At 42.0% G+C, this 16671-nt stretch carries 14 protein-coding genes and 1 tRNA gene; 9 read left to right on the plus strand and 6 right to left on the minus strand.

The features are described 5' to 3' along the window. Nucleotides 1-222: 222 nt before the first annotated feature. From JWQ85_RS13260 to JWQ85_RS13270, 3 genes are all read left to right on the plus strand, one after another. The gene (locus JWQ85_RS13260) at nt 223-2352 is read left to right on the plus strand and encodes a DUF5916 domain-containing protein (RefSeq protein WP_299468705.1); all 2130 of its coding nucleotides are present in this window, start codon (nt 223-225) and stop codon (nt 2350-2352) included. Between the two features lie 104 nt (nt 2353-2456). Continuing rightward, a tRNA-Gln gene (locus JWQ85_RS13265) sits at nt 2457-2527 on the plus strand. Between the two features lie 149 nt (nt 2528-2676). After that, entirely contained in the window at nt 2677-3273 is a 597-nt protein-coding gene (locus tag JWQ85_RS13270) for a DUF4202 domain-containing protein (protein WP_299468707.1), read from the plus strand. Nucleotides 3274-3282: 9 nt separating this feature from the next. Here JWQ85_RS13270 and JWQ85_RS13275 read toward each other — a convergent pair whose 3' ends face one another. Both JWQ85_RS13275 and JWQ85_RS13280 read right to left on the minus strand, forming a co-directional pair. Next, nucleotides 3283-4098, minus strand: a complete 816-nt coding sequence (locus tag JWQ85_RS13275) for a lysophospholipid acyltransferase family protein (RefSeq protein WP_299468709.1) — start codon at nt 4096-4098, stop codon at nt 3283-3285. A gap of 93 nt (nt 4099-4191) precedes the next feature. Continuing rightward, entirely contained in the window at nt 4192-5448 is a 1257-nt protein-coding gene (locus tag JWQ85_RS13280; RefSeq protein ID WP_299468711.1) for a cystathionine gamma-synthase family protein, read from the minus strand. Between the two features lie 104 nt (nt 5449-5552). Between JWQ85_RS13280 and JWQ85_RS13285 the strand changes: the two genes are divergently transcribed. Continuing rightward, a complete protein-coding gene (locus JWQ85_RS13285) occupies nt 5553-6155 on the plus strand; it encodes a trimeric intracellular cation channel family protein (RefSeq protein WP_299468713.1) in 603 nt (200 codons plus the stop codon). Between the two features lie 51 nt (nt 6156-6206). Here JWQ85_RS13285 and hmpA read toward each other — a convergent pair whose 3' ends face one another. After that, nucleotides 6207-7418 carry an NO-inducible flavohemoprotein gene (hmpA, locus tag JWQ85_RS13290; protein WP_299468715.1) on the minus strand — a complete coding sequence of 404 codons (1212 nt, stop codon included), beginning with the start codon at nt 7416-7418 and terminating at the stop codon, nt 6207-6209. A 141-nt stretch (nt 7419-7559) separates the two neighbouring features. On the opposite strand from hmpA, the gene JWQ85_RS13295 reads away from it, so the two are divergent. Then, nucleotides 7560-7997 (plus strand): Rrf2 family transcriptional regulator, encoded by a 438-nt coding sequence (locus JWQ85_RS13295; RefSeq protein ID WP_299468717.1) that lies wholly within the window; start codon nt 7560-7562, stop codon nt 7995-7997. Nucleotides 7998-8111: 114 nt separating this feature from the next. Beyond that, nucleotides 8112-9422 carry a hypothetical protein gene (locus JWQ85_RS13300; RefSeq protein WP_299468719.1) on the plus strand — a complete coding sequence of 437 codons (1311 nt, stop codon included), beginning with the start codon at nt 8112-8114 and terminating at the stop codon, nt 9420-9422. 5 nt (nt 9423-9427) lie between these two features. Here JWQ85_RS13300 and JWQ85_RS13305 read toward each other — a convergent pair whose 3' ends face one another. From JWQ85_RS13305 to JWQ85_RS13315, 3 genes are all read right to left on the minus strand, one after another. Then, a complete protein-coding gene (locus tag JWQ85_RS13305) occupies nt 9428-10609 on the minus strand; it encodes a hypothetical protein (RefSeq protein WP_299468721.1) in 1182 nt (393 codons plus the stop codon). Next, nucleotides 10606-11589, minus strand: coding sequence for a DUF2157 domain-containing protein (locus JWQ85_RS13310; protein WP_299468723.1), 984 nt, complete (start codon nt 11587-11589; stop codon nt 10606-10608). Before JWQ85_RS13310 ends, JWQ85_RS13305 begins: the two co-directional genes overlap by 4 nt. Nucleotides 11590-11706: 117 nt before the next feature. After that, nucleotides 11707-12231, minus strand: coding sequence for an OmpA family protein (locus JWQ85_RS13315; protein ID WP_299468725.1), 525 nt, complete (start codon nt 12229-12231; stop codon nt 11707-11709). Between the two features lie 184 nt (nt 12232-12415). On the opposite strand from JWQ85_RS13315, the gene JWQ85_RS13320 reads away from it, so the two are divergent. The 3 genes from JWQ85_RS13320 (at nt 12416) to JWQ85_RS13330 (ending at nt 16653) form a co-directional block, all read left to right on the plus strand. After that, entirely contained in the window at nt 12416-14785 is a 2370-nt protein-coding gene (locus JWQ85_RS13320) for a DUF2339 domain-containing protein (protein WP_299468727.1), read from the plus strand. Continuing rightward, nucleotides 14760-15998: a hypothetical protein gene (locus JWQ85_RS13325; protein WP_299468729.1), complete on the plus strand. Its 1239-nt coding sequence runs from the start codon at nt 14760-14762 to the stop codon at nt 15996-15998. The genes JWQ85_RS13320 and JWQ85_RS13325 overlap by 26 nt, the downstream gene beginning before the upstream one ends. 103 nt (nt 15999-16101) lie before the next feature. After that, a complete protein-coding gene (locus JWQ85_RS13330) occupies nt 16102-16653 on the plus strand; it encodes a hypothetical protein (protein WP_299468731.1) in 552 nt (183 codons plus the stop codon). Nucleotides 16654-16671 lie beyond the last annotated feature (18 nt).

Raw genomic sequence — 16671 nt, forward strand, 5'->3', positions numbered from 1 at the left:
AATATTTCTTCATGCTGATGGGTTTTGTTGTATGCAATGTAACAATATTGCCACGTGTTTTAAAAACAAGTATTGATGCAAGATGGCTGTAATGTTTTTTAATTTAATATTTATATTATTGTGTACCGATAACACATTAACGGCAGGTATTATCTCACAAACCTAAGTACCCATATCAAATTGTTTAAATTAAAATTCATATTACTACTGTCATGCTGCTGCATGCTCAGCAGTTACGTATCCGCGCAAAAAAAGAACGTCAATTACAAATATCACATTAAGCGGGCGGCATTGCCTATAAAAATTGATGGTTTACTGGATGAAGCTGATTGGTTAAGCGCCGATACGGCGGGCAATTTCTTTATGGTTTTGCCAATGGATACCAGCCTTGCCAGGGTGCGTACGGTTGTGCGCATGGCTTATGATAACGATAATTTTTATATATCAGCGGTTTGCTACACGCCAACAGCAGGCTACATGGTAGAATCGTTAAAGCGCGATTTTAACTTTGTAAAGAACGACAACTTCATTTTTTTTATGGATCCGTTTGATGCCCGTACCGATGGTTTTAGCTTTGGCGCCAATGCGGCAGGGGCGCAATGGGATGGTACTATGTACGAGGGTGGTAAGGTAGATCTGAGCTGGGATAACAAATGGTTTTCGTCGGTAAAAAATTATTCAGATAAATGGGTTTTTGAGGCGGCTATCCCTTTCAAAAGTATCCGTTATAAAAAAGGCATTAAAGAGTGGGGGATAAATTTTAGCAGGAATGATCTGGTTACAACCGAAAAATCGAGCTGGGCGCCGGTACCAAGGCAATTCCCAACAGCCTCACTGGCTTATACCGGTACAATTGTATGGGACGAAGCGCCGCCTGTAGCTACCCATAACATATCTATTATACCCTATGCTTTAGGGGGTGTCACTAAAGATTTTGAGAATAACAAATCGGCCGTTTGGCGTAAGGATATTGGGGGCGATGTAAAGGTAGGCCTCACCTCATCCCTCAATCTGGATATGACGGTTAACCCCGATTTTTCGCAGGTAGATGTAGATCAGCAGGTGATAAACCTGAACAGGTATGAACTATTCTTCCCCGAGAAGAGACAGTTTTTCCTGGAGAACGGCGACCTGTTCGCCAATTTTGGTTATGCCGATATCCGGCCATTCTTTTCGCGCAGGATAGGGTTGAACGCACCCATACGTGCCGGCGCACGGCTTACCGGTAAAATAGATAAAGACTGGCGGGTAGGCGTAATGGATATACAAACAGGCCAATCGGGTTCGGCTAATTTGCCGGGGCAAAACTTTGGGATAGTTACGCTGCAGAGGCGGGTGTTCTCGCGGTCAAATATTGGTTTCATGTTTGTTAATAAGGACGGGACAGGCAGCGCGCCCATGCCGGGCAGTACCGCTAACGACTATAACCGTAATGTGGGAGCAGAGTTTAACCTTGCATCATCAAACAACTTGCTAACGGGAAAATTGCTGGGGCTAAAATCATTTACCCCGGGTGTAAAAGGCCGCGATTTTGTAGAGGCCGCCAACCTGCAATACTTTAGCAAATACTGGACATTTGCTATGCAGCAGCAATATGTAGGGAAAAATTACAATGCCGAGGCCGGTTATGTGCCCCGCACCGGTTACAACAAACTGAACCCACTAATACAGCATAATTTTTTCCCTAAAAGCGGCTTAATATTATCGCACGGAGTGCAGGCGAGCGGGATCTACTTTTTTGATGAGGGCTTTAAACCAACAGATAACGAAACCATTTTAAGTTACCTTATCACCTTCCGTAACCGCAGCACCTTAACTTTTTCGGGTTTAGATGATTATGTGAAACTGCTGCGCCCGTTCGACCCAACAAACACCGGCAAACCAATGCTGCCAACAGGTTTCGAGAATCATTGGAACACTATAGACGTACAGTATGCTTCAAAGCCGCAAAGTGTTTTTACCTATCTGTTTGAGGTTGCCCGCGGCGGTTACTATGACAACGGCACTAAAACTACGCTGATTGGGCAGTTAGGTTACCGCTTTCAACCCTATGTAAATTTAGTACTGAATACATCGTATAATGACCTGCAATTGCCGCAGCCGTATGGCCGTAATAAATTCTGGTTAATTGGCCCGCGGGCCGATGTTACGTTTACCAACACCTTGTATTTTACCACCTACGTGCAATACAACGAGCAGGCCCGCAACATGAACATCAACAGCAGGCTGCAGTGGCGCTATAAACCCGCTTCAGATTTGTTTATTGTTTATGGTGATAACTCTATCCCGTCGCCGTTTATGGTTAAGAACAGGCAGTTAACAATAAAGTGGACCTATTGGTGGAATATATAAGTGATAAGGATTGTTAGGTTTAAACACTACAATGTTAATTTAAAGATATCTCACAGCTATAATCTGCAAAATTTGCTATTTTTGCAGCATCAGGTAATTGATACTCTCCTATGGTGTAACGGTAGCACTTCTGATTCTGGTTCAGACAATTGAGGTTCGAATCCTTGTGGGAGAACAAAATGGCTTTAGCATACCGCTAAGGCCATTTTTATTTAGGCGATTTTTTACCTAAAAGTGGGTTGTAATCAATAAAAGGAAGATTTTTTACTATTGAAAAGCAATTATTGCATCTTAAATAGGTAGTTTATGCTAAATTTATATCCAATGGATAAATTACAAGCCGCTATTGAGCAATTCGACGACTACAACAAAACAGATCCGCATGTTTTTACCTGGGATGGCATAACCTATCCGCAGGAATATTTTTTAGCGTTAAAATTGCATGAATGGGTATTAAAACTGGCACCTGCTGCAAGCGAAGAGCTGTTGCTGGCTTCCCGGTGTCAGCATATAGGTCGGTGGGAAATTCCGCGCGACCAGTATCCCGAGGGAAGGGAGGCTTATTTACAATGGCGTAAAGATCTGGCTAAATATCACGCTGAAGTTGCTACAAGTATTTTAAAGGATGTTGGATACGAGGAAGAGCAAATTGAAAGGGTAAGGCAGATAATTTTAAAACAAAAAATTAAGGTCGATGCCGAAGTACAGGTTATGGAAAATGCATTATGCCTGGTATTTCTTCAGTTTCAATACGAAGATTTTTATCCAAAGCATGAGCCCGAAAAATTGATCAATATCCTTAAAAGGTCGTTGTTAAAAATGGACGCGCATGGGCATAAGTTTGCTTTATCATTAAGCTACTCTACCGAAGGCTTACACTATATCAATGAAGCTTTAAAGCTGATAAATAAGGTAAATTAAGCGGGAAGCTTAATTAGCGGCCACCATGTGTTTAAGCGCATAAGTTTCTTCCCTTATAAGCGATAATAAATTGTTGGAATCACCTTGCGGGTAGGGTTGAGGCGTGTGGATAGACTTACCGATGCTGACACGCAATGTCATCCCTTTTTTGTTGAACAAAGCGGCAGGCAGCATTGCCGTTTGCAGGGCAGGGTGAATAAAACGCAGCAAACTAAATCCAATACCATTGTTGCCATGAAAATATACGGGTAATACAGGAACGCCTGCTTTAGCAATTATTTTACCTACAACCGGGTGCCATTCCTTGTCGGCAATTTTTTTTGTTTTAAAATTAAAGGCAGAAACTTCGCCTGCCGGAAATATTGCTACCGGTGTACCTGTGCGTAACTTGCAAAGTGTTGTTTTTAATCCGCTGATGCTGGATGCATCTTTAATTGTTTCAAAAGGGTTTACGGCTATAATATAGTTTGCCAGATTGGGCACCCGTTTTAATAAAAAGTTGCCCATAAACAACGTATCGGGCCGGCTGGACACTAAAAGATTAAGTAAAGCCAGCGACTCAATTGCACCATAGGGATGATTTGCAACAACAATAAAAGCACCTGATTGGGGGATATTAGCAAGGTCATCCGCATCAATTTCAATAGTGATGCCTAAATAATCGAGCACATATTTGGTAAAGGCAACACCTTCCAGATCGCCTGCCTGCTGCATCATTTTGTTAAAGGCATCTATCTTCATCAGCCTCATCAACAGCGAAGCCAACCCCGGGAAGTTAGCAGTACCTGTAGCCTTTATCACATCACTCTTGCTGATCACTGCCATTTGGCAAAGGTAGGCGTGCCATATAAAATTATCTCTCTATTTGCATTAACCTTTAGCTCATTTGTTATCAGGAGCTACTTCACAAAAGTTTTATTACAGAAGGCAGTATTCAACACTATCCAGTGCTTGTTTAAAATCTTCCAGCAGGTCTTCGCGGTCTTCAATACCTACCGATATGCGGATCATACCTTCGGGAATGCCCATTTCTGCACGTCTTTCGGCACCAAGCTCAAAAAATATGGTTTGCGCCACAGGTATGGCCAGTGTGCGGGTATCGCCCAAATTGCTGCTTTTAATAACAACCTGCAGGCGGTTTAAAAAAGCGAACACATCTACATCATCTTTCAATGCAAAGCTCATTAACCCACCGTGGTAACGGAACAAGGCTTTTGATAATTCGTGCTGCGGGTGATCTTTTAAACCCGGGTAGTAAACTTTGCTCACTAACGGGTGTCCCTGCAGATATTCAGCTAATGCACCGGCGTTACCGCATGAGCGCTCCATTCTAAGCGCCAGTGTTTCGGCACCTACCGATATGCTGTGTGCTGCTTCGGGGGCTAATGTGCCGCCGCCATCGCGCAGACCGCGTTTCCTTATTTGGGTAATGCCTAAAAGTTCGGGTTTTATTTGTGTGCGTAATACAGATGCAATGCCGGGGTAGTTTTCCCAGTTATATAAACCGGTATCGGTTACACTGCCGCCAAGCGCGTTGCCGTGGCCGCCAATATATTTAGTTAACGAATTTATAACAAGCGATGCCTTAACCGTTACCGGCTGAAAAATATACGGCGATGTCATGGTATTATCCACCACATATATTAACCCTTTCTCTTCGCAAAGGTCTCCAATTGCCCCAAGGTCGGCAATTTGGGTAGCAGGGTTAGCAATGGTTTCTACCAGTACCATGCAGGTATTTGGTTTACATGCGTCTCTAACATTATCTACAGATGTAGCATCAACAAAAGAAATATCAAGCCCTATCTCGGTAAAAGTTTGCAGTATACTGCGTGTATTACCGAATAGGTACGAACTTGCAATAATGTGGCTCCCTTCTTTTACCAGCGCGAACACAGTAGCCATAATAGCTGCCATACCGGTAGAAAAACTTACCGACGCCAGGCCATTTTCCATCATGGTGATCTTGCTTTCCAAAGCTGCAGTAGTAGGGTTGCCCTGCCTGGAGTATGCAAAACCCTTTGTTTTATTCTGAAATACATTCACAAGGTCCTGCACATCATCAAAACCCCAGGTTACCGCGGTATGTATGGGTTGATGCAAGGCGCCAAACTCCGGTTTGCGTAAGCGGTCGGCATGTAACAGGGTGGTTGTGAATCCTTTTTGTTTAGTCATGATAGATACAAAAGATAATAATTCGCAATTATAGCCATCTAAGAGTGAAAAACAAAGCGAATGCATATATCAGTACAAAAGTTTAGGTTTGTATTACAAACCGTATGCACTTAAGCTTTTCAACCATTATTGAAATATTGGGCACTATTGCCTTCACCATATCGGGCGCTTTTTCGGCTATGCAGAAAAGGCTCGACCTGTTTGGCGTGCTCATATTGGGGTTTGTTACAGCAATAGGCGGCGGTACTTTACGCGATGTGCTTATAGGCAACACACCCGTATCGTGGATGCGCGATGTAAGCACACCATTGATCATCCTAACTACCGCCGCACTCACCATTTTATTTAAAAAACTTGTCAAAAACCTTAAAGTTACCCTGTTTCTTTTTGATGGCCTTGGCCTGGGCTTGTTCACGGTAATAGGTGTTCAGAAAGGACTTGATGCTGACCTTAACCCGGGTGTTTGTATCGCGTTAGGCACTATTACCGGTTGCTTTGGTGGTGTGCTGCGCGATATGCTGCTTAACCATATCCCCGTACTATTCCATAAGGAAATATACGCTACTGCCTGTATTGCAGGTGGTGTTTGTTATATCTTCTCCCTGCAGTTTATGGAGCAGCAAGTAGCCGAAGCTATATCTGTTGTGCTTATCTGTACCATCCGGATACTGGCCGTGCGCAATAACTGGCGGCTGCCTACGGTGTAAACAAAAAGAGCAAGGAACGTATCTTCCCCGCTCTTTATAACACACATTGTATTAGTTTAAATTAAGCACCTGCGGGCCAAATTCTTCAAAAAATATATCCCGGGTATCAATGCCAAGCTGTTTAAGATCATTAAACTGTTTTTGGATAAATACCGAAGGGCCACATATAAAATAACGGGTTCCCGGCTGGTGAGGCAGGTTGCTTATCTGGTTGATATCTAAGAACCCTTCATATATGCCCTCTTCAATATCATGCGGGGTAGGAGTGTTATAAAATATGTGCTGAGCTATATTATTGTTCGAATTAACTAATTGGGCAAGGTCATCCTTAAAAGCATGTACACTTTGATTACGGCAACCATGCAGCCAGGTAATAGCATGTTTTGTTTGTTGCTGGTTAAGATGATGTACCATGCTCATAAATGGTGTTAAGCCTACGCCGCCGCTAATAAACATTACGGGTGCATTCAAATCATCGGGTAGGGTAAAGCTGCCCGCGGGTGCGGTTAGTTCTACTAACGCTCCCTCATTAACATCGTTATGCAGTTGGTTACTTATCATGCCATTAATATCAACAGTAGCGCCGGTTTCGCGTTTTACAGATATCCGGTAGTAGTTCTCATCTGGTGCGCTTGATATGCTGTACTGCCTTATTTGAGCCATTCCCAGGTCGGGTAAAAATAACTTTATACTGATGTATTGCCCGGGTTTATGCAAAGGCACTTTGCCACCATCGGCAGGGTATAAATAAAAAGAGCAGATCTCTGCAGATTCAATCTCCTTACGTTCTAATTTGAATAAGCGCCACCCGGTCCATCCGTTCGGTTTATCGGTTTGGTTTTGATACAGATGGGCTTCATACCCGCTCATTAATTTGGCTAATTGATTGTAGGCGACTGTCCAGGCATCAAGTATGTCGGCAGTGGCGGCCTCGCCAAGTACCTCGGCAATTGATGCAATAAGGTGTTGGCCTACAATTGAATAATGTTCGGGCCTTATATCAATACTGGTATGCTTATGGCCTATGCGGTCAACCACTGGCATTAATACCGATGGGTTGGAAATGTTTTCGGCATAAGCTAAAACGGCCATAGCTAATGCTGTTTGTTGTTTCCCGGTTTGCTGGTTAGCCATGTTAAACATGTTTTTTAGCTCGGGATTATGTTTAAACATGCGCCCATAAAAATGTGTAGTTAGCAATACGCCATGTTCTTTTAAAATAGGGACGGTAGCCAGGATGATGTTTTTTTGATCGGTTGTCATAATAAATATATTAATACCTTTTTATCTTAAATAAAATCAAATGTTTTATTATTCGGTTTGTTATCGGCAACAAATCTAACTGATAAAATAATAAAAGACAAAAGTATCTTCTATTATTTATTATATTTGTTTCATTAAGTTATGGCGATTTTTTCAAAAACATGTGAATACGCAATTAGGGCGGTGTTTTATATAGCACATAAAACAGCAAATGGCGGCAGGGTGGGCATTAAAGATATTGCAACAGGTATTGTTTCGCCCGAATTGTACCTGGCTAAGATATTGCAGGATTTGAGCAGGAAAGGATTAATAAGTTCTTATAAAGGCCCTAACGGAGGTTTTTTTATTGAACCAACATCGCTAAGCAAACCACTAAGCGAAATTGTAGAAGCGGTAGATGGCGATAGCCTGTTTTACGGTTGTGCCCTGGGGCTTAAACAATGCTCTGAAGTAAACCCCTGCCCCTTGCATAATGATTTTAAGGCTATAAGGGATAAAATACATTTATTATTAAATACAACAACTGTAGGCGAGTTTAACAATGAGCTAATGAACGGACTGTTTTCTCTGAAAAAATAACCCATCATAACGAGTGTAGCGGACGTTTTTGTTACTGCTGACACAATCGCCGGCAGAAATCCAACCTTTTAAAAGGATTTCTTAACTTCGCAGCACATTTACATTCTGCCCCAAATGAAGAAATTATTATTACTGATACCTGTATTGTTTGCCCTGTCGTGTAAGCAAAAACCAGCCGATACGGTTGAGGGTAAAAAACTAAACAAACTTGCGCAGGACTATGTAACGCTTGGCCTCACCATTGGCCAATACGATAGCGATTTTGTTGATGCCTATTATGGGCCCGACTCGCTAAAGCCTAAAGAAATTACTGATAAAACTTTCCCGAGGGATAGCCTGTTGGCCAACATAAACAGTTTAATGAACGATGTAAAGCTGATAGCTGATGGTTCGGATCTTGATTCAAATAAAATACGGGCAAACTGGATGTATAACCAGCTGATAGCATTTGGCAGACGTGTTAGGATCTACGCCGGCGAATACCGTTCGTTCGATGAAGAATCGAGAGAGCTATTTGGCGTTGCCGCGCCTTCCTATGCCGAAGAATTTTTTAAGGCAGATATAGATAAACTGGATAGCCTGTTGCCGGGGAAAGGAAACGTTAACGATAGGTTTCAGAAACTGGCTAATAAATTCGTTATCCCTAAAGATAAGCTGGATGCGGTAATGAAAGCCGCCATTGCCGAAGCCCGCAAACGTACGCTTACCCACTACAAATTACCCACCGGCGAAAACTTTACACTGGAATACGTAACCGATAAACCATGGAACGGCTATAACTGGTACAAGGGCAAATATCAAAGTACAGTGCAAATAAATACCGATATCAAAATATTTATAGACCGCGCCATTGATGTAGGCAGCCACGAAAGCTACCCCGGCCATCATGTGTACAATATGCTGCTGGAGAAAAACCTGTATCATGACAGGGGATGGGTAGAAATTTCGCTTTATCCGTTGTTTAGTCCGCAATCGTTAATTGCCGAAGGGAGCGCTAATTATGGGATAGAAGTTGCTTTCCCGGGAGATGATAAGGTGAAGTTTGCTAAAAATGTATTGCTGCCCCTTGCAGGTTTAGATACCGCGGGCATCGATATCTATTTTAAAGCGCTTGCTATAAAAGGCCAGTTAAATTATGCCCGTAACGAGGCTGCCCGTGGTTTAATAAACGATACCATGAGCCAGAGCAAAGCCCGGAGTTATCTGAAAAAATACTGCTTAATGAACGACGAAACAGCCGATAAATCTATCAGCTTTATTAAAAAATACCGCAGCTATGTTATCAATTACAATTACGGACAAGACCTGGTTAAAAACTATATTGAGCGTAACGGCGGCACAGCCAAAGCACCAGAAAAGCGCTGGGAACTATTGGGCCACCTGTTAAGCAACCCTGTTAATCCTGCAGATCTGGTGAAGAAATAAACGTATTAGAAGTCGCCGCTTGAGCCACCACCGCCGCCGGTACCACCGCCAAAGCGCTGGGTTGGTAGGTTTGCCGCGGGGGGTAAATGTGATGTAGTTTCACCGATTACAAGTCCTTCAATATTAAGGCTGTCAAGCGTACCGGTCTCATCAGGTTCGGCATAGGTGAAGCCAATACGTGGTATTTTTAGGTATTTAATGATAGTGTACGATAGTGCCAGTAAGATCATCCCCGATAGGGTAAGCATGATCTCGATAGGTAATAAATGGTAATAGTTTCTGAAAGTCGCAACCGATACGGCTGCTAAAATCATACCTATCCGCAAGAACATGGTATTCTTTTTTTTGATGCCGATGAATACATACACCACCGGAAGCAATATGGTCCACAACCAAAAAATGTAGCCAAATGGTATAGTGGTATGCGAATCGTCCAAGCCGTTTAAAGCGTTATTTAACCTGTTAACCACAAAATAATTACCTGCGGCGTAAAGGGTGATCAAGCTAATTATCTTGGCGATGATAAGGCAATTTGTGTAATTAACAGATGCTTTATTGCTGCTTATCCTGTTAAAGAAAAAATAAGCGCCGCCTGCTGCCATCATCATTATAAAAGGCATGGTAGCCAACCCAAATTGCCCGGCTTTTGCCCAGGCAAAATATACAAATGCAAAAAAGGCGATACAGCTTGCAGCTGTGGTAACAACATCGGCAAAGCGGAAGGTTAGCAATGTACACAATATGCATATAAGCGCTGCACATAACAAGGTATCAACCGAGTTTAAGTGCATGTCAATAATAAGCCAGATGCACCCACCCGCAAATAAGCATGCTGAGTAATACAGCAAAGCATTATCCACCCCCGAGTGGAAGTAATGCCTTTCACGCATAAGATACTCTAACGCTGCATAACACACAATCCCCAAAAAAATGGGCCAGCCCGGCGAATCAACCAAATGTGTACTTAAACCAAGCAAGCTTAAGAGCCCAGTAGCAAACAAAGCAATTATTAAGGTGAGGATAAATAAACCCACCCTGACTATGATCCCCGGTATGTAAAAGCCTACAGGATGCGCTGTTTTAATATTATCAAACTCCGCGGTGGTAATGCGGTTCGCTTGCTGGTCGGCTTTTAGCAAATCTACTATATGCAGGTTATTTAACCACTCTTTGTTATATATGATCATGCTGCTTTAAGTTTTTTGTTGATGTTGATGATCAAAAATATCAGCCCTATTGCCGATAATATAAAGCCCAGGAATAACAATTCGGCGCCACCGGTAGAGTTTGCCATGAAATACATTACTCTGAACATTAGGCAGCAGGAAGCGAAGTAGCTGTATAAAATGGTAAGCAGTATAAAATAAAACGACTTCTCTTTATAAGCATCGCGGTACACGTAAACAGCTAAAGCAAAAATCACAGCCATCCATAAAATGTAATAAGGGCTATCGTAATACTCAAAGTAACCGGCCAGTAATGATATAAATGCAACATGCACACCATAGTGGTGGTAACTGAATTTAAAATGCTTTTTTATATCGAAGCGTTGGGTTAGGTAAGCGGCCACAAGCAGCATCGCGCCAAAAAGCACATAGGTGAAAATGATCTCTTTGTTATTGAAAGTGCCGTAAGCCAGCAGTTTTTTTGGGGTAACCGATACACCCATCCACAAAGCCAAACTGGCAATAGCCATGCTTAAGATGCCTAAATGATCAAAGTAATAAGCGATGAAGAACAGGGCCAGCATAGGTATAAAAGTTGCCATGCCATAGTTTAACCCAAATACTTGATACTGAAACTGCAGGTAGCCAACAAAGGTTACCATGCTGATGCTTCCAAGTAACAAAATATAATCGAACCCGGTATTGGGCGATTTTACCTTGCCCCAGCTAAACGGATGTTTGTGTTTAAAACAATAAGCAAAACAACCAATACATACCAGCGCAATAAACGCCAGGATAGCCTGATGGCCAATGGTATCAATGTTTTTATAAACCAATATACCCAGGCCGCCCGATAACAACATTACGCCCAGGTAAAGCAAGGTCTTTAATTCCCAATGAACGGAGAATAATTGGTGAAGGTGCTTCTGCCGGATCTTTTCTAACGAGCTATCGCTGATATAACCCTCGGCATGAAGTTTATTGTAAATTTCGGGTTCCAATGTTATTGATGTAAGGGTTTAAAGCTTTATAAAGATAACAAAGTATCTGGCCCCATCAATAAAAAGGGCTAAGCCTTATTTAATGCTTAGCCCCCTATTTAAAATTAAGTTAAAAACTTACAGTTTTTTTATCTCGACACGGCGATTAAGCGCACGGCCTTCTTCGGTTGCATTAGAAGTAATAGGTTTTGATTCGCCATAACCTTTAATATCCAAGTTGGAACCGCTTACACCGGTGTTAACCAAATAGGTTTTTACCGCGTTTGCACGCTCAACAGATAGCGACATGTTATGCTCGTCGGTACCTTCGGCAGATGAATTTCCGTTTAGTACAAATTTAACGGAGGCATCTTTCTTCATTTCGGCAGCAGCCTTGTCTAAAGCAGGGTAAGCATCGGTTTTTAATATGCCCGAGTTAAACTCAAATTGAATGTTACTGAAATTATAATCTGGTTTTTCAACAACAGGCGCAGGTGCTGGTTTTTCAACAGGTGCAGGTGCTGGTTGTGGCGCAGGTTCGGGTTGGGTTTCTGCAACCGGTGGTGTTTGTTTAACAATTGGCTTTTTTGATTTACAAGCCGGCAGTACAACTACAGCTAATATAATAACAAGTGGTAAATAAAATGATCTTAAAAACTTCATAGTTTAAGTGTTTGATTAAGTATGGAAAACGTTTAGGGTTACCCGATATTGTAAATATATAAATTTAGCTAAAGGTAAAGCTCATTTATGTGCGGGCAATCCGGCTATGTAATTCAAACTAAAATTTTTACATCTTACCGATAATAATTGTACTTTAGATATGACTTGAACCTAATCCCACTGTATGGAAATTATATATGTAGTGCTTTTACTGGTGATCATTTATTTACTGGTTACCAATAAAAACTTTTACAACGATAAGGTGAATATCCTTGAAGCCCGCATAATGGAGCTTCAGCGTTTTGTAAAGCAAAATAGCATTAGCAAACCTGCCGATGATGTTAAGCCATTACCAACAGTAGTTCCACCAGCTAAAGTGCCCGAACCGCCGGCGCCTCTACCTGCGCCGGTTGTTCCTGAACATATTGAACGGCCAAAAGAGGTTATTACCGACCCAATAGACAGCATAAGGAAACCTGTAAAACCTCTGGATGCACCCACACCACCAAGGCCGGTATATCACAGGCCCGAGCCAGAACCCCAGCTTTCCTTTTTTGAGCGCTACCCCGATCTGGAAAAATTTATAGGCGAAAACCTTATAAACAAAATTGGTATAGCCATTTTGGTGCTGGCTATTGCCTTTTTTGTAAAATACGCTATTGATAATAACTGGGTTGGCCCGGTTGGGCGCGTGGGCATTGGTGTGCTTTGCGGTGGTATTTTAATTGGCATTGCCCATCGTATGCGCAACTCGTACCGGGCATTTAGCTCGGTGCTGGTAGGTGGCGGGCTTGCGGTTTTATATTTTACTATAACCCTGGCATACCATCAGTTCCATCTGTTTAATCAAACCACATCATTTATTATACTAATTGTAATAACCTGTTTCGCGGTGGCGCTATCGCTGCTGTATGATAAGCAGGAACTTGCTGTGATAGCCCTGATAGGTGGTCTGGCAAGTCCGTTTATGGTGAGTACCGGGCAGGCTAATTATAACGCCTTGTTTCTTTACCTGGTAATTTTAAATGCAGGGTTACTTGTTATTGCCTATAACAAAACGTGGAGGATACTTAACGCCACAGCGTTTGGGTTAACGGTAATTGTATTTATGGCAGTACTGACCTCGTTAACGGCACCAACTTACGTTACCGGCTTTTTGTATGCCAGCATACTTTACCTCCTGTTTTTTGGTATAAATGTGGCCAACAATATAAAAGAGAATAAAAAGTTTGTGGCAATTGATTTTACCATACTACTTACCAATACTGCCCTGTACTTTGCGGTTGGCCTTTACCTACTAACCATGATGCATCAGGATAATATGCGGGGGTTGTTCACTGCAGGCTTAGCGGTTGTAAACTTACTGCTGTCATTCCTTATGTTTCGCAACCGTAAGGTGGATACCAATATACTTTACCTGCTTATTGGCATTACACTTACGTTTATATCGCTTACCGCGCCAATACAATTAAATGGCCATTATATTACCCTGTTTTGGGCTGCCGAAGCTGTACTGTTGTACTGGTTGTCCCTAAAATCGGGCATACAGCTAATGAAGCTTACTTCGCTGATTGTTTGGGGAGCTATGATGGTGAGTTTGTTAATGGATTGGAGCCAGGTATATGTTCCCTCCAACACAATGATGATCGTGGCTAATAAAGGCTTTATCACAACGTTGATAGCAGCCATAGGCTCGTACCTGTTATACCGCTTGGTTGAAAAGGGCGACGACCAACAGATCTACGGCTTTGCCATACCGGCAAATATGTATAAAATCACGGCCCTGCTGCTGTTGTTTTTGAGCGGCCTACTGGAGATAAATCACCAGTTTTTAAATCATTACCCCGATACACGGATCAATATTTTATACCTGATGTTGTATGTACCGGCGTTTGTGTACGTGTTTTACATGCTTTCAAAACGTTTTGAAGGTATCCGGCTGGATTGGAAACTAAGCGGCCGTATTATAGCGGTTACTTTAGTGGGCTACATAGCCTGTTTAATTAGTTTGTTTGATACGCAGTATATGATGCTGATAGAACAGAAGGCATCTCCCGTGCACCTTTGGGCCAATTGGCTAGCCGCAGTTTTTGCAGGGCTGTTGTTTTACCAGCTAATACAGATAGTTAGGGAACATCTTGATGAAGCGGAGCAACAAATGGCTATCTGGGTGCTATCAGCTGCTATAGTAACATTCCTGAGTGTTGAACTGAGCCTGGTAAGTAATATGATGTTCTTTTCGCCAACCACCACCATTGATAGGGTCGAGACTGTTTACATTAAAGTAGGCCTGCCAATATTGTGGGGGCTGTTATCATTTGCATTAATGATATTGGGGATGCGCAATAAGGTGCGTACGCTGCGTATCGCATCGTTAACACTGTTTTCAATAACGCTGATAAAATTGTTTGTGTTTGATATACAAGGCATACCACCGGCAGGCAAAATCGCGGCTTTCTTTTGTTTAGGAGTGCTGCTGCTTATCGTATCGTTTATGTATCAAAGGGTTAAAAAAATACTGGTTGAAGATGAGAATAAGGCTAAGGTTGAATAAGGTTTTATTAACGCTGATATTGCTTGCCGGCAGCACATGCCTGCTGGCGCAGCAAATCTTTAAATATAAAGCTGATATTGGGAAGGTAGATACTTCGGCCTTTTACCGTGTAAGCTTGCCCCCCGGCTTATTGGCAAAAAGCAATGCCGATTTAACCGATATACGGGTACTAAACCAAAGCGGGAAGTTTGTGCCTTATATATTTGGGAACCAGTTGCCGGTAAAAGAACAGCAAAGCTTTATTGTATTCCCGCAGATAAGCATTGCTAAACAGCCCGATACCATAACTACCTTTGTTGCCGAAAATAAGGACCGTTTAACTATTAACCAGCTAAACCTAAAGCTGCGTAATACATCTGTAGATAGGATAGTAAACCTTGCCGGCAGCGATGATCTTGCCAACTGGTATGCCATCAAAGAAAACATACTGCTAAGCAAAGCAGGCGAGGATGGAAGCACCGGGGGGATTTACGAGCAGCTACTCAACTTCCCGGCCAGTACTTATCGGTATTTTAAAATACAGGTAAATAACAACCGCAAAGATCCGGTTGCCATATTACAGGCAGGCATTTATCAAATGCAATTGGTAAAACCTGTTTATACCGAACTTACCGGGGTTAAATTCATCCAAAAGGATAGCGCTAAGGTAAGCCGTATAGTTATAACCTTTAACGAAGCCTACCCGGTTAACAAGCTAAAACTAAGCGTTGCCGGTGCTAAATACTATAAGCGCGCTATCAGCATTTATAGCATTGATGGCAAAAAACGAGACCTGTTAGGCGATACCGAAATAAGCTCGGTGGGAAATAGTGAGCTATTTGTATCGGCCAAAGCCAAAAAAATAATGCTTGAGATTACCAATGAAGATAACCCGCCATTAAATATTAGTGATATAATTGCGTATCAGTTAGATCAAACACTTATCGCGTATTTAGATAAGGGAGATAATTATCATTTATTGTTTGGCGATACTGCCGCTTCTGCACCAGTATACGATCTTCAATTTTTTGCAGATAGCCTTCAGCGGAACTTACCGGTAGTAAAGGTTGGCGACGTGGACAATAATCCATTGTTTCAGCATAAAACGGTGGCTCCGAGGCAACATATACCCACCTGGTTAATTTGGGTTGCTATAATAGCTGTAATAAGCCTGCTCACCTTTCTTACCTTAAAAATGACCAAAGAGGTAGGGGAAAGAAAGAAGCAAGAATGAGTTACAATGCTAACTGTTAGTTTTAGTAAAATATTAGATACAATAGATATTGTATTATTAATTTTTTATAATACATTTATACTAACCAAATTATACCTCGTAATTGAAAAAGATTCTTGCAATATTTATGCTTGCTGTGCTTGTGTTTAACACAGGCGGCTACATGCTATTGTTTCATTATTTCATGAACGAGTCTGACCAGTTTGCTAACGAGCAAATAAGCAAAGGGTACTACAAGCCCGAAGAACTGGTAGAAATAAAGATCCCTATCCGTATGCCTTACGTACAGGAACAGCGCGAATACGAGAACATATCGGGACAGATCCAGTTAAAAGGTAACTGCTATAACTATGTAGCCCTTAAAATGACCAGGGATACCATGTATGTGAAGTGTATACCTAACTACACAAAAACCAAATTGGTTAACGATAACGTTATCACTGCTAAAGAAGTAAGTGATATTCCCCTGGCTAAAAAGAATCATGCCCCTTTAGTTAAGAAAACCGGCATTGATAACGAGTACAACTATTCCGTTGTTTTATTTGACCTTGCAGTACCTGCTAAGGCACTGCATGTAGCATTTTTCTATAAAGCGCCAAAAACGCTTAGTACCTACCTTTCTTCGCCAGGGCAACCACCCGATCTGTTGGCATAATACCATTCATAATTTCAC

Origin of the sequence: Mucilaginibacter sp., assembly GCF_028288105.1 — a bacterium.
GTDB lineage: Bacteria > Bacteroidota > Bacteroidia > Sphingobacteriales > Sphingobacteriaceae > Mucilaginibacter.

Excerpts from the sequence above, each read along its gene's own strand:
- JWQ85_RS13260 (WP_299468705.1), top strand. The coding sequence starts at position 223 with ATGCTCAGCAGTTACGTATCCGCGCAAAAAAAGAACGTCAATTACAAA.
- JWQ85_RS13270 (WP_299468707.1), top strand. The coding sequence starts at position 2,677 with ATGGATAAATTACAAGCCGCTATTGAGCAATTCGACGACTACAACAAA.
- JWQ85_RS13275 (WP_299468709.1), bottom strand. The coding sequence starts at position 4,098 with ATGGCAGTGATCAGCAAGAGTGATGTGATAAAGGCTACAGGTACTGCT.
- JWQ85_RS13280 (WP_299468711.1), bottom strand. The coding sequence starts at position 5,448 with ATGACTAAACAAAAAGGATTCACAACCACCCTGTTACATGCCGACCGC.
- JWQ85_RS13285 (WP_299468713.1), top strand. The coding sequence starts at position 5,553 with ATGCACTTAAGCTTTTCAACCATTATTGAAATATTGGGCACTATTGCC.
- hmpA (WP_299468715.1), bottom strand. The coding sequence starts at position 7,418 with ATGACAACCGATCAAAAAAACATCATCCTGGCTACCGTCCCTATTTTA.
- JWQ85_RS13295 (WP_299468717.1), top strand. The coding sequence starts at position 7,560 with ATGGCGATTTTTTCAAAAACATGTGAATACGCAATTAGGGCGGTGTTT.
- JWQ85_RS13300 (WP_299468719.1), top strand. The coding sequence starts at position 8,112 with ATGAAGAAATTATTATTACTGATACCTGTATTGTTTGCCCTGTCGTGT.
- JWQ85_RS13305 (WP_299468721.1), bottom strand. The coding sequence starts at position 10,609 with ATGATCATATATAACAAAGAGTGGTTAAATAACCTGCATATAGTAGAT.
- JWQ85_RS13315 (WP_299468725.1), bottom strand. The coding sequence starts at position 12,231 with ATGAAGTTTTTAAGATCATTTTATTTACCACTTGTTATTATATTAGCT.
- JWQ85_RS13320 (WP_299468727.1), top strand. The coding sequence starts at position 12,416 with ATGGAAATTATATATGTAGTGCTTTTACTGGTGATCATTTATTTACTG.
- JWQ85_RS13325 (WP_299468729.1), top strand. The coding sequence starts at position 14,760 with ATGAGAATAAGGCTAAGGTTGAATAAGGTTTTATTAACGCTGATATTG.